The 11,420-nt window shown below is 67.6% G+C and carries 15 protein-coding genes; 7 read left to right on the top strand and 8 right to left on the bottom strand.

Features of this window, described 5'->3' with window-relative positions; all coding sequences use genetic code 11:
- The first annotated feature begins 190 nt into the window (after positions 1–190).
- The gene (locus VNN10_09645; GenBank protein ID HXH22283.1) at positions 191–931 is read left to right on the top strand and encodes a TetR/AcrR family transcriptional regulator; all 741 of its coding nucleotides are present in this window, start codon (positions 191–193) and stop codon (positions 929–931) included.
- 3 nt (positions 932–934) lie between these two features.
- Here the strand turns inward: VNN10_09645 and VNN10_09640 are convergent, their stop codons facing one another.
- The 6 genes from VNN10_09640 to VNN10_09615 all read right to left on the bottom strand — a co-directional run bounded on the left by VNN10_09640 (position 935) and on the right by VNN10_09615 (position 3,774).
- Entirely contained in the window at positions 935–1,408 is a 474-nt protein-coding gene (locus tag VNN10_09640; GenBank protein ID HXH22282.1) for a PaaI family thioesterase, read from the bottom strand.
- Entirely contained in the window at positions 1,405–1,794 is a 390-nt protein-coding gene (locus VNN10_09635; GenBank protein ID HXH22281.1) for a MaoC family dehydratase, read from the bottom strand. Before VNN10_09635 ends, VNN10_09640 begins: the two co-directional genes overlap by 4 nt.
- Positions 1,791–2,207, bottom strand: coding sequence for a MaoC family dehydratase (locus VNN10_09630; GenBank protein ID HXH22280.1), 417 nt, complete (start codon positions 2,205–2,207; stop codon positions 1,791–1,793). The genes VNN10_09635 and VNN10_09630 overlap by 4 nt, the downstream gene beginning before the upstream one ends.
- A 3-nt stretch (positions 2,208–2,210) precedes the next feature.
- Entirely contained in the window at positions 2,211–2,576 is a 366-nt protein-coding gene (locus tag VNN10_09625; GenBank protein HXH22279.1) for a helix-turn-helix domain-containing protein, read from the bottom strand.
- A gap of 90 nt (positions 2,577–2,666) precedes the next feature.
- Positions 2,667–2,888 carry a DUF2905 domain-containing protein gene (locus VNN10_09620; GenBank protein ID HXH22278.1) on the bottom strand — a complete coding sequence of 74 codons (222 nt, stop codon included), beginning with the start codon at positions 2,886–2,888 and terminating at the stop codon, positions 2,667–2,669.
- Positions 2,889–2,922: 34 nt separating this feature from the next.
- A complete protein-coding gene (locus tag VNN10_09615) occupies positions 2,923–3,774 on the bottom strand; it encodes an alpha/beta hydrolase (GenBank protein ID HXH22277.1) in 852 nt (283 codons plus the stop codon).
- 114 nt (positions 3,775–3,888) lie between these two features.
- Here VNN10_09615 and VNN10_09610 point away from each other — a divergent pair, with 114 nt between their 5' ends.
- Complete coding sequence (locus VNN10_09610) at positions 3,889–5,817, top strand: diguanylate cyclase (protein HXH22276.1); 1,929 nt, start codon at positions 3,889–3,891, stop codon at positions 5,815–5,817.
- Positions 5,818–5,826: 9 nt separating this feature from the next.
- Here the strand turns inward: VNN10_09610 and VNN10_09605 are convergent, their stop codons facing one another.
- Both VNN10_09605 and VNN10_09600 read right to left on the bottom strand, forming a co-directional pair.
- A complete protein-coding gene (locus VNN10_09605; GenBank protein HXH22275.1) occupies positions 5,827–6,300 on the bottom strand; it encodes a RidA family protein in 474 nt (157 codons plus the stop codon).
- Entirely contained in the window at positions 6,297–6,926 is a 630-nt protein-coding gene (locus tag VNN10_09600) for an alpha/beta fold hydrolase (GenBank protein HXH22274.1), read from the bottom strand. Before VNN10_09600 ends, VNN10_09605 begins: the two co-directional genes overlap by 4 nt.
- A gap of 107 nt (positions 6,927–7,033) precedes the next feature.
- Between VNN10_09600 and VNN10_09595 the strand changes: the two genes are divergently transcribed.
- From VNN10_09595 to VNN10_09575, 5 genes are all read left to right on the top strand, one after another.
- Complete coding sequence (locus VNN10_09595; protein HXH22273.1) at positions 7,034–8,347, top strand: CoA transferase; 1,314 nt, start codon at positions 7,034–7,036, stop codon at positions 8,345–8,347.
- Entirely contained in the window at positions 8,344–9,468 is a 1,125-nt protein-coding gene (locus VNN10_09590; GenBank protein ID HXH22272.1) for a CoA transferase, read from the top strand. The genes VNN10_09595 and VNN10_09590 overlap by 4 nt, the downstream gene beginning before the upstream one ends.
- Before the next feature lie 45 nt (positions 9,469–9,513).
- Entirely contained in the window at positions 9,514–9,828 is a 315-nt protein-coding gene (locus tag VNN10_09585) for a YbjQ family protein (protein ID HXH22271.1), read from the top strand.
- An 18-nt stretch (positions 9,829–9,846) separates the two neighbouring features.
- Complete coding sequence (locus tag VNN10_09580; GenBank protein HXH22270.1) at positions 9,847–10,695, top strand: hypothetical protein; 849 nt, start codon at positions 9,847–9,849, stop codon at positions 10,693–10,695.
- A gap of 218 nt (positions 10,696–10,913) precedes the next feature.
- The gene (locus VNN10_09575; protein HXH22269.1) at positions 10,914–11,381 is read left to right on the top strand and encodes a hypothetical protein; all 468 of its coding nucleotides are present in this window, start codon (positions 10,914–10,916) and stop codon (positions 11,379–11,381) included.
- Positions 11,382–11,420: the final 39 nt, after the last annotated feature.

The raw sequence follows: 11,420 nt of genomic DNA, 5'->3' as shown, positions 1-11,420 counted from the left end.
CAGCTCCTTCTCGAGGAAATCCCGCACCGTTTGCCGCCAGGCGGCCTCTTCCGGGGAGTCCGACAATCGCATGCTTCTGTCCTTCTAGTCGGGCTGTCTGCCCGCTGCGCCCCATGGGCCCTCGGGGATGGCGCGCCGGCTGAGTAGAAGCCGGTACGTTAGAACGGCATTCTAGAGTAAGATTCTAGTAATGTCACCTACTCGAGGCCCTTCTTCACGAAATTCCCGCCGAGCGATCCTGGACGCTGCCCTGGAGCTGTTCGCCAGTCGCGGCTATGAGGAGACGACGATCGAGGACGTGCGCCTGGCTTCGGGAGCCAGCACCGGCAGCATTTACCATCACTTCAAGAGTAAGCATGCGCTGGCCACGGCCCTCTATCTCGAAGGCGTGGAGGCTTATCAGCGCGCCTTTATGGCCGTGCTCGCCGCTTGCCCCGACGCCGAATCCGGCGTGAAGGCGACGGTGCGGCACTACCTGACCTGGACGGCGCAGAACCCGAAGCTGGCGCACTTCATGCTCACGCTCCCGGAATCCGAACGGCGCGAAATCGCCACGGTACGGCCAGACGTCAGCTGGCGGTTCGTGGCCGAAACCGGCGCCTGGCGGCGGCGGTACACCGCCACCGGCGTGCTCAGGGTGATGGCCGACGACCTGTACCGAGCAGTGGTGATTGGCCCGGCGGAAGCGTACGCGAGGCGCTGGCTCGCTGGCCTGGCGACAACCCCGCTGGAGCAGGCGATCCAGGAGCTCGCAGAAGCGGCCTGGCGCGCCGTGAAGGCGCCCGCGCCGGGGATAAGGCGCCGCCAACCGGAGGCGGACATGCCAGCGCCCGCGGCGTCCTCCGAGGCACTCAATTCCACGACCCTGGACGAAGTCTCCGAGGTGGCCGGCGCGGCCTGGGATGTCGTGCGGCTCACCGCCGAGGCCTGATTCTCAGGGCGATGGCTTCATGAGCGCGGCCACCGCCTGGGCCATCCGGCGGGCCTGCTCACCCTGGAGCCGGAAGAAGAGGCCTTCGGCCGCGGCCAGAAGCGCTCCCGAGTGATCGCGGAGCTCCGCCATGACTTCCAGGGTCCGGCCGCGGTCTCGCTTTATGCGCCCACGGACCTCCAGTGGCTCGCCGACCGGAACGGCGCCGCGGAAGCGCGTGCTCATACGCCCGGTCACGGCCCAGACTCCGCGCCCGTAAGTAGCCCACCCCATGGCCTCGTCCAGCAGGGCCGAGACGACGCCGCCATGCACGAAGCCGGGATAGCCCTGGTGTTCGCGGCTGGCAACGAAGCTGGCCACCGCCCAGTCGTCCTCGACTCGGAACTCGAGGTGAAGGCCGATTGGGTTGAGGTCGCCGCAGGCATAGCACCAGCGGGCAAGTGACTCGTTAGCCAGGTCGCGCTCGGAGTCGCTCATGGCTTTACCCATGCCGTACCGCTGATGACCTGCTCTCCGGCGCCATTGACGCACTCGACCTGGTAGCGAATGAGGCCGTCCTCGGCCTTGCCGGCTGAAGCGCGGGCCGTGATGGTGTCGCCGGGACGCGAGGGAGAGCGGAAGCGCACGTCCAGGCGGCCGCCCTCCAGCCAGGCCCGCCCGAAGGCAGCGGTCATCATCTCCGAGATGAAGGCCAGCACAAGCATGCCGTGGGCGATAGTGCCGCCCAGGGGTGTATTCCTGGCAAACGCTTCGTCGACGTGGATGGGGTTGAAGTCCCCGCTGGCGCGGGCGTAGGCGACTATCTGCGTCTGGGTCAGCGTCCTCGTGAGGGGGTGGACGGCGGGCGCCTCGAGATGGGTCATGCCCGGGCCTCGGTGGCGGCGGGAGAAAGGACTGTCGCGCGGGCGACCACAGCCACTTCGCTGCCCACCGAGAGTTCGCTCTCGATCACTGACCAGACATAGCCGCCCCGGACCGAGCGCTGGACGAGGCGGGCGCTGCAGACGACCTCGGAACCATCGGGGACGACCCGCCGCGCCTCGAGCGACTCACTGGCGTGCAGGGACCCCTCGGGCAGGCGGACGACCTTTAGCAGCTCACCGAGGGCAAGGGCGGCCACCGCCAGTGGCGGCACAGCGTTTCCGGCGGCGGCGTAGACCTCGCCCTGGCAGTCGCCCGTCGCTTCGCGGTAGGCGCGCGACATCTCAGGCGTGATGGTGAAGGAGGTCGCGGGAAACTGGTGGCCGGCAGGGAAGTCGGTGAGGGAAGCTGGCACGCGCTAGACTATCGGCTGCGTCATGTGCCGGCGGGCCCATTCCTCGAGGCGGGCCATGGCCTCGCCGAGCTGGCGGCCCTTTTCCGTGAGCTCGTACTCGACCCACGGAGGCATCACCGTGACGACGTTGCGCTCGATGACACCCAGCTCCTCGAGTAGCTTGAGGCGGTCGCGCAGGGTACGTGAGTTGCAGCCGCCGACGGCGCAAGAGAGCTCGTTGAATCGCCTTTTGCCGCGCATCAGTTCGTAGATAATGCGCGGCATCCACTTCTGACCGAGGAGGGCGAGCGTCGCCCGCATCGGGCAGTAGGACCGCTCTTCATCGAGCACAAGCTTGGCATCCAGGAGGCTGCGCGGCACCGCGTTCACGACGGTAGTTTACTACAAGCCATTCTCGTTAGATGGTGACGCCCTCCACTGCCGCGACGGCAAGGGGCACGGGAAGCACGGAGGGAGTCGCTAGAAGATGCGGCGGGCAAGGGCCAGCGCCAGCGTGAGCGCGCCGGAGACCAGGATCATGGATGCGACCGGTATATAGACCTTCACGCTCTCGCCTTCGATGCGGATGTCACCGGGAAGGCGGCCGAACCAGCCGAGGAGGCCCCACGCCATCGCGAGTCCGATGACGAAGGCCGTGAGGCCGACGGCCGCAATCAGAAGTCCAAGGTCACGAGGCTCCACGCCTCCATGTTAACTCTCGCCTTCGGAGAAACGCCTACCGGCCTTCGAGCCTGTCCAGAAAGGGGATGAAGACCTGTGCGAGGCGTTGCCGGGTCTCGGCCAGGACCTCCGCCGGGTCGCGGTCCGGCAAGGCCGCGAGCTCGGCGTCGGTGCGGAGGTAGTGAAGCTCGCTGTTTGGCAGGAGCTCGTGCAGTCCCTCTCCGGCCTTGCGGGGATGGACGTCGTCGTTTCCCGGCACGATGCATGCGGGGACCTTGATCCCCTTGAGTTGGGCCGCCGTGGCGCCGATGACAGGGAGCTCCGCGCCCTCGGTGAAGAATTCACGCCAGCGCTCCATGACCCGCTGGAAGCGGGTCGGGTCCATGGACAGGAGCCGGTCCTTGTTCGCCGGGTTCTGCTCGATCCGTTGCTTGAAGAACTCGGTCTCACAGACCGCCGGCATGCCCCCGCGCTGCGCCGCCTCTATGAACTGCCCGTAGTAGTTGTAACCGAGGCGTTCCGCCGCCACGGGTCCGCCCGTCACCGACCAGAGCAGCAACCCGCGCGTCGAGCCCGCGTGACGCAGCGTGAGGAGGAGCGAGAGCCTGCAGCCTGCGGAGCCGCCGCCTGCGTACACCGGCAGGGCGTCCAGTCGCGACAGGAGCTCGTAGAGGTCGTCCGCCCAGATCTCCTGCTCCGAGAGTTCGCCATCGATGATCACGTCGGACGCGCCGCAGTTGCGCCGGTCGTGTAGCAGCACCCGGTAGCCCGCGCTGGCTATGGCCTGCCCTAGGGGCTTCACCATCTCCTTCGCCCCGCGGCCGCCCGGCGTAAGCACAACCCAGGGCCCGGCTTCGCCAAGCACCTCATAGTTGATGTTGGCGCCGTTGATCTCCATGACCGGCATGGCGGCCTCCTCTAGCCAGGGAAGAGGGCACGATCTTAGCACCGCGTCCCGTCCGGATGGCCAAATCAAGCTGGGGGCTACGATTTGTTAACAGATCAGCCGAAGCTCGTATTGATGGCACTCCCACGTTCGAAGCTCATAGGCGCAGCCATGGCCCTGATCGCTCTGCTCCTCGTCGGCATGGCGACCTGGGCCATCGTGGGGATCATCAAGCAGCGTAATGACCTCCGCAGCGTTGCGGAGCAAGAGGCAATCAGCGACGAGTACCGGCGGATCGTCAACCAGGCAACCCTGGCGTCCTACCACTTCCTGCGCTTGAGGACGGAAGGCAGACCTAGCGACATCGACAAGTTTGAACGCGCACTGGAGGCCGCAATCGCCGCCGAGCGCCGCATCCTTGACCGTGGCGACGATGACGATCGCGCGGCTTTCGAAGCGCTGCACGCAGAGTATGGCCAATTGCTCGAGGATGGACTCCGCGTCATAGGTCTGGTGCGCTCTGGACAACTCCCCCCTTCGAGTCTCGGTGGGGAGGAAGTGTTCGAGCGGGCTGTCGAGCAATTGGCAGTCCTCGCGAATGCCCGGCGCGCGGAGGCAGAGGCGCGATACCAACAGGTAAGGTCGGAGATGAGCCGCCACTTGCTCCTGACCCTCGGGCTGTATGCCCTCGGGTTGCCGCTGGTTGGGGCGGTGTTCTTCGCCATCCGCCGCATGGACAACGAGGAGGTCGTCAGGCGGGGGGAACTGGCGCGCCTCAGCGAGGCCGCTCTCACCGACGCACTTACTGGCCTGGGCAATCACCGGGCATTCCAGGAGGAATTGAGCCGGGAGCTCTCGCGCGCGGTCCGCGACAACAGGCCGCTCTCGCTGGCAATCATCGACGTCGACGACTTCAAGGAGGTCAACGACGCCCATGGGCACGTCCGCGGCGACATGGTCCTCGCCGAGTTCGCACGGCTGCTTGGCTACCTTCGCGCGCACGACCGGGCCTTCCGCGTCGGCGGGGATGAGTTCGCGGTGATCCTCACGGAAACATCTCTCGACGAGGCAGTCGCAGCGATGGAAAGGCTCCGCACCGCGGTGGAGTCAAGCCTGGAACTGTCAACCGTAAGCATCGGCGTCGCCTGCACGGACCAGGATGGTTTCGACCTTGACCTCCTCAAGGAACACGCAGACTCGGCCATGTACGAGGCAAAGGGGGCCGGGAAGAACCAGGTGGCGACCTACGACAGCGACGGCGGCGGGAGTATAACCCTGACCACTGAGAAGACGTCCGCACTGCGCCAGATACTCGACACCGGTTCCGTACGCACCGTATTCCAGCCCATCTACCTCCTCGGCGATAGGCACCTGATCGCGTTCGAGGCGCTCATGCGGCCGCCGGACGATAGCGTCATCAGCGGCCCGGTGGAAGCTTTCCAGGCCGCCGAGCGCATCGGCAAGACATGGCAGCTGGACCTCCTTTGCTTCCGCGCGGCGCTTCGCTCTGCACGGGACCTGCCTGCTGGCATGCGGCTTTTCGTGAACATCAATCCCCGTAGCCTGGCGAACAAGGCGTTTTCAGCCTTTGAGATTGCGGGCCTGGTCCGCGCTTCCGGGCTGGACACCTCATCGATCGTGCTCGAGATCACGGAGCAAGCGTCTATCCCCGTCCAGCTTCTGGGTGAACGCATTGAGGAGCTACGGGCGGCGGGCTTTTCTATCGCTCTTGACGATGTGGGGACCGGCAATTCCGGCCTCGAGATCTTGCGCCAGGTCAGCGTCGACTACGTGAAGATCGACCGGTCGGTGCTGGTCGACGCTGTGCGTCGCGGCCCTGGCCGGGCCGTGTTGCTGGCCATTACGGCTTTTGCCCGCGAGGCCAACGCCTTCGTCATCGCCGAGGGCATTGACAGCCTGGAGATGTTCGACCTGATCAACTCCGACGAAGCTCAGATACCGGACGTCGTGATCCAGGGCATCCAGGGCTTCCTGGTCGGCCGTCCAATGGACTCGCTTGCGGAGGCAGTGCGCACGCTGAAGAGGTACGACATCGCCGCCTGAGGCACAACCTCAGCCGCTGTCCTCGACCTCGACTACCATCTCTATCTCCACCGGCACGCCCCCGGGAAGACTCCCCGCGCCCATGGCCGAGCGCGCGTGCTTTCCGACTGCTTCGCCGAAGACTTCCACGAGTAGGTCTGAAGCGCCGTTGACAACCCGCGGGTGCTGCGCGAAGTCAGGCGTCGCGTTCACGAGGCCCAGGACCTTCACTATGCGGCGCACGCGGTCGAGCGAGCGTATCTCGGCGCGAAGGCTCGCGAGGAGCGCGACCGCCACCGAGCGGGCGAACTGATAGCCCTGATCGGCGTCGAAGTCGGCCCCGAGCTTGCCTGCGGGGCGCGAGCCATCAGCCCCGGCGGGCGGGACGTGCCCGGAGAGGAAGACGAGATTGCCGGCGCGGACCACCGGCACGTAATTCGCAAGGGGCGTCACGGGCCGCGTCAGGTCCAGGCCCAGAGCCTTTGCGCGCTCTTCGGCGCTCACGCCGGGCCTCCGAGGTGCCGGGCGAAGAAGTCGCACAACGCATCGGCCAGCGCCCGCTCCTGCCCCCACCAGAAGTGGTCCGTCCCCGGGACTATCACCACCTCTGGCCGTGTCGGGAGTCCAGCCGCGAGTTGGCGAAGGGCGTCCTCGCTGCTGATGTTGTCGTTCTGCCCGGAGATAAGGAGGACCGGGCCGTCGTAGGCGGCGAGCCCGGCTGCGCCATCCGAGCGCACCATGCCCGCCGGCAGGGCTACGAGGGCCAGCGCCGGCACGGAGGCGTCCACCGCGGCCGCGGCCATGGCAGCGCCGAAGGAGTAGCCGGCGAGGGCGACTCTGCGCACGCCCTCCCGCGACCGTAACCAGGCCAGGGCCGCACGGACGTCGTCTCGTTCGCCGGCGCCGCCGTCGTAGGCACCCTGGCTGCGCCCGACGCCGCGGAAGTTGAAGGTCAGCGCCCCGAGTCCGGCATCCAGCGCCCCGCGAACGATCACGGACACCACCAGGTTGCGCATGTCTCCGCCGTACTGCGGGTGCGGGTGGCAAACGACGACGGCGGCCTCCGGCTCGGTGTCACCGCTCGTGTAGTAGGCCCCCTCCAGGGTCAGGGCGCCGCTGGGGAATGTCACCTGCTTCTCTCGGGTCAGACCGCACCACCCTTCTCTCTTCGCGGCGGGGATGCCTTGCGTTGCCAATAATGCTACAACTAGCTCCAACCGTCCCGTTCGGAGCGCCCTTGTACGAAGCGCCGCCCTACCTGCCGCTCCGAGGTGTCCGCGTCCTCGCGTTTGAGACGGCGTACTCGCTGCCGGCAGGCACGAGGACGCTCGCCGAACTAGGGGCCGAGGTGGTGCGCGTCGCGTCGCCGTCGCGAGGCTTCGGAGTCTACATCTCGGTCGTCGACGGGGTGTTCCTCAGCAAGAAATGCATAGGCATCGACCTCAGGGACCGCGAGGGCCTGTCGCTGGCGAAGCGCCTCATCTGCGTCGCGGACGTTGTCGCGAGCAATTTCACCGCGGACGTGATGCCGCGCTTCGGCCTAGGCCCTGAGGACCTGTTGAGGATGAAGCCGGACTTGATCGTGCTTCAGCTCACTGGTTACGGCGTGCCAGGGCCGTGGCAGGACTACCCGGCCTACGGGCCGAGCGTCGAGGCCGCCGGCGGCATGAACCGGCTGAGCGGAAACGAGAATGACCCGCCGGTGCGGGTCGGCAGCGGCGTATTCGCCGACCAGCTATCGGGTCGGTTCGCGGCGCTCGCGCTGGTCGCCGCCCTGCGGCGCCGGCGCGAGACCGGGCGCGGCCAGTACATCGACGTCTCCATGTACGAGTCCATAGTCACGCTGCTGGGCCACTTCATGCTCAATGCCGCCCGCAGCGGGCGTGCCATGCCGCCGCGACGCGGCAACCGCGACGCGGCGGCCGCGCCGCAGGGCATCTACCCCTGCGCGGGTGAGGACGAATGGGTCGCCCTATCCATTCGCAGCGACGCGGAGTGGCGCGCCTTCGCAGCGCTCGCCGGCGGGGGGCTGGAGGACGCGCGCTTTGCGAGCATAGACGGCCGCCTTGAAGCCCAGGACGAGCTCGACGACCGGATCGCCCGCTGGACGCGGCCCCAGGATAAAGTCGCGGTCGCCGAGAGCCTCCAGGCGGTCGGGGTGGCTGCGGGGCCGGTGAACAAGGTCTCCGACTTTCCCTTCGACCCTCACCTGGCGGCGCGCGGCTTCTTCCAGACCGTCGAGCACGGCCAACCTATGTACGGGCATACGGCCCATCCACATCCCACGACGCCCTGGGTGGCCGAAGGGCGCTCCCGCGCGAGACTACGCGACATACGCTTTGCCGGAGTGGACAACGAGGCGGTACTGGGGGAGTGGCTTTCGATACCACCAGAAGAGGTTGCTGCCCTGGAAGCGGACGGCGCGCTCCTCCGCGCTTCGAAGGTCGAGACGACCGAGCCCAACCCGGCGCCCGGCGCGCCTCACGATGCCGACTTTGCCCGGCGCCTCGGCCTGCCGGCCGCCGGCGCAGACATGGAGGCCGCCACGTGAGGGTCCTGGAGCTCAGCGAGAACCTGGCCGCGGCCTATGCAGGGATGCTCCTGGCTGACCTGGGCTGTGACGTCATCAAAGTAGAGTCGCCAACCGGCGACCCGTGGCGGACGAAGACTGACGACCTGGGCGACGACTCCCTCTTCCAGTACGCCAACCGGCGCAAGCGCAGCGCCTGCCTCGACCTCGACGCGGAGGAAGGGCGGGAGGCATTCAGCCGGCTCGTCGCCGGTTGTGACGCCGTGGTCGAGGACCTGGGCGCCGGGGCCATGGCCGCCCGAGGCCTGGGGTGGGAGGCGCTCTCGCGCCTCAACCCCGGACTCGTTCTGGTTAGCATCGCCCCCTTCGGGCAGGCCGGGCCCCGCGCTGGCTGGCAGGCAAGCGAGCTTGTCGTGCAGGCAATGGGCGGTGTCGTCCACAACACGGGCTGGGATGACGCGCCGCCGCTGAAGCTGGCCGGCTATGCCGCGGCGTTCGTCGCCGGGATCAACGCCGCCACGGCGGCGCTCGCGGCCGTGCATGGTGTCGAAAGCGGCAGCGAGACCGGGGTGCACATCGACCTTTCGATGCAGGAGGCATTCGCGCACCACTGGACCCGGCACATCGCGCAGTGGTGCTACGCGGGGACAGGCACCCGGCGGGAAAGGCGCGAGCAGGGGCGGCAGGGCTTTCCCCACACGGTGATGACCGCGGACGGGCTGCTGTACATCCTGGCGCTCAGGGCTGAGTGGGAGGCGCTTGCCTTCTTCCTCGGATTAGAGCAGTTTGTCACGCACGAGTTCAGCGACCCCAGCGTCCGCGCCGAGCGCTGGCCGGAGATCGAGCCGCACTTCCGCGAGTCGCTGCGCACGAAGGGCCGGTACCAGTGGTTCGCTGATGCCGCGGCCCAGGGCTACACGTTCGCGCCGATCGATGACCCGCTGGCAATCCTGGCCAGCCCGCAACTCGAGGCCCGCGGCTACTTCAAGCCCGCAGTCGTGGACGGCAGGGAGTACGCGTGCCCTGGACTGCCCTTCAGCTTCGACGCCGGCGACCTCAGGCCCAACCAGGCGCCGCGGTTGGGCGAGCACACGCAGGAAGTCCTGGCGGAGGCGGGGGCGCGCGTCAGTGGTCTGGAGTAAGCTTGCGCTCAGACGAGCACGGCCTGCAGCACTGGAGACGACGCGATGATCGTGACCACCACCCACGATGTGCAGGGAAAGCAGATCAAGGAGTACATCGGGATAGTGGTCGGCGAGACGATCGTCGCCACTAGCATTTTTCGGGACATCGGCGCGGCCCTGCGCGATGTGGTTGGCGGCAGGTCCGGCAGCTACGAGAAGAAGATGACCGAGGCCCGCGAGACGGCCATTCGCGAGATGGAGGAGAGGGCCGCGGCGCTGGGCGCCGACGCGGTGGTCGGCGTAGACATCGATTACGAAACCGTTGGCAACAGCATGATGATGGTCTCGGCCTCCGGGACGGCGGTGCGACTTCAGTAAGTTGGCTGGAGGCGGGCGATGACGACAGCGACCAGGCACGTGGGACCGTGGCGGCGGCTGATAAACCTCTCCGCCGACAGCAAGGGCAGCATCCACGACGACGACGCAGCGCGCTCTCTGGGGTTCGAGGGGGCCTTCGTGCCCGGGAGCACCGTCGGTACGGCGGCGATGCCGGGCCTCGTAGCCCTTCTGGGGGCGCGCTGGTTCGAGGGCGGCTGGTACGACCTGAAGTTCGTGACGCCGGTCTATACGAGCAACGACATCCGTGAGGAAGCAGAGCTTACGGGCGACGGCAGCGTGGGCTTGCGAGTCGTGACCGCGGAGGGGCGCCTCTGCTGCTCCGGGCGGGCGGGGCTAGGCTTCGAGGTGCCGTGGGACCGCACCCTGGACGGGCGCAGGGGCGCCGAAAGCGCGCTCCCGGAGGTGGAACTGGGGGCGCGATTCGATGACGTCGCCATGCGTCTCGGTCCGGCTTCAAGCGCGCCGCCACCGGGCGGCTGGACGCCGGACTGGTCTCGAATCCGGCGGATGCTCGAGGCGGCCGGGGACACGACGCCCTGGTACGAAGACTCCTCGCCCTTCGGGCGGCCGCTCATACCGCCGGAAGCGCTGCACAACTTCGCGCTGCAGGTCACGCGCACGCGCCGCCTGGCGGTCAGCGGCGTGCGCAACCCCGGCATGTGGGCGCAGCACGCCCTGGCCCTGCGCGCCCCGCTCTTCCAGGATGAGCCGTACGTGATGCGCGAGGCCGTCGCTGACAAGGGCATCTCTGGCCGCACTGCCTTCCTGGATTACGAGTTCGAGGTCCTCCAGGGCGACAAGGTCGTGGCGGTAGGCCGCCACAAGGTGAAGTGGCTGCGGGAGTAGGCGCCTGCCGTCCGGGGGACTGCCCTCTCGCGCTTGCCGCTACCCCGACGGCCGAAAGTCAGAGACCGAGCACGACGGAGCCGCGAGGCCCGAAAGGAGACCGGACTACTCGCACGCGCCCCTTAGCACTCTTGACAGGGGAGTGCTAGGTACGGTAGATGATTCAGCGCACAGGTCTGTTCTGTCCCTGGGCTTTCACATCAACTGGAGGTCTATCGATGGTCCAGACTCTACGCACGCGTCGCGAAGTCAAACTTCACATCTCGCCGCCAAGGCTCGAACCTGGCTCCCAGGAGGAGTGGTTCGCGGACGCCCTGGCTCTTCCTGACGAGCGCCTGCGCGAAGCGCTACGGCGGCAGATCGAGGCCGAGTACGAATTGCCAACCCATGAGCGCCGCAGGGCCGTCGTCGGGCGCCTGCGGGCGTGGTTGCGCCTCGGCGAGAGGGCGCACCGCCTGGTGGCGGCATACGAGGCCGCGACGGCCTCGCTGCCGCGGCGCTACGAGGTCGCGCGCCTGGAGGCGGAGCGGGACGCTATCATGAACGAACTCTCGCGAAGTGAGTTCGAGGCGCTGCGCCGCGTCCTGCCCTGGCTCCGCACCTGGAGCACGGACCTCGGCGAGGAGCCCGGGCCCAGCGAGACCGACAGGACGCTCGCCCTGGGTGGGGCGCTAATGGTCCGCTGAACCGGGCCCTGGAAGCGAGTTTTCTTTGAAGTTCAGCGC

It is taken from the genome of Dehalococcoidia bacterium (assembly GCA_035574915.1).
In the GTDB taxonomy this organism is placed as follows: domain Bacteria; phylum Chloroflexota; class Dehalococcoidia; order DSTF01; family WHTK01; genus DATLYJ01.
The sequence above is the reverse complement of the archived record's forward strand: the minus strand, read 5'-3'. Positions and strand labels throughout refer to the sequence as shown.

Excerpts from the sequence above, each read along its gene's own strand:
- VNN10_09580 (HXH22270.1), top strand. The coding sequence starts at position 9,847 with ATGACGACAGCGACCAGGCACGTGGGACCGTGGCGGCGGCTGATAAAC.
- VNN10_09635 (HXH22281.1), bottom strand. The coding sequence starts at position 1,794 with ATGACCCATCTCGAGGCGCCCGCCGTCCACCCCCTCACGAGGACGCTG.
- VNN10_09575 (HXH22269.1), top strand. The coding sequence starts at position 10,914 with ATGGTCCAGACTCTACGCACGCGTCGCGAAGTCAAACTTCACATCTCG.
- VNN10_09645 (HXH22283.1), top strand. The coding sequence starts at position 191 with ATGTCACCTACTCGAGGCCCTTCTTCACGAAATTCCCGCCGAGCGATC.
- VNN10_09640 (HXH22282.1), bottom strand. The coding sequence starts at position 1,408 with ATGAGCGACTCCGAGCGCGACCTGGCTAACGAGTCACTTGCCCGCTGG.
- VNN10_09615 (HXH22277.1), bottom strand. The coding sequence starts at position 3,774 with ATGCCGGTCATGGAGATCAACGGCGCCAACATCAACTATGAGGTGCTT.
- VNN10_09585 (HXH22271.1), top strand. The coding sequence starts at position 9,514 with ATGATCGTGACCACCACCCACGATGTGCAGGGAAAGCAGATCAAGGAG.
- VNN10_09610 (HXH22276.1), top strand. The coding sequence starts at position 3,889 with ATGGCACTCCCACGTTCGAAGCTCATAGGCGCAGCCATGGCCCTGATC.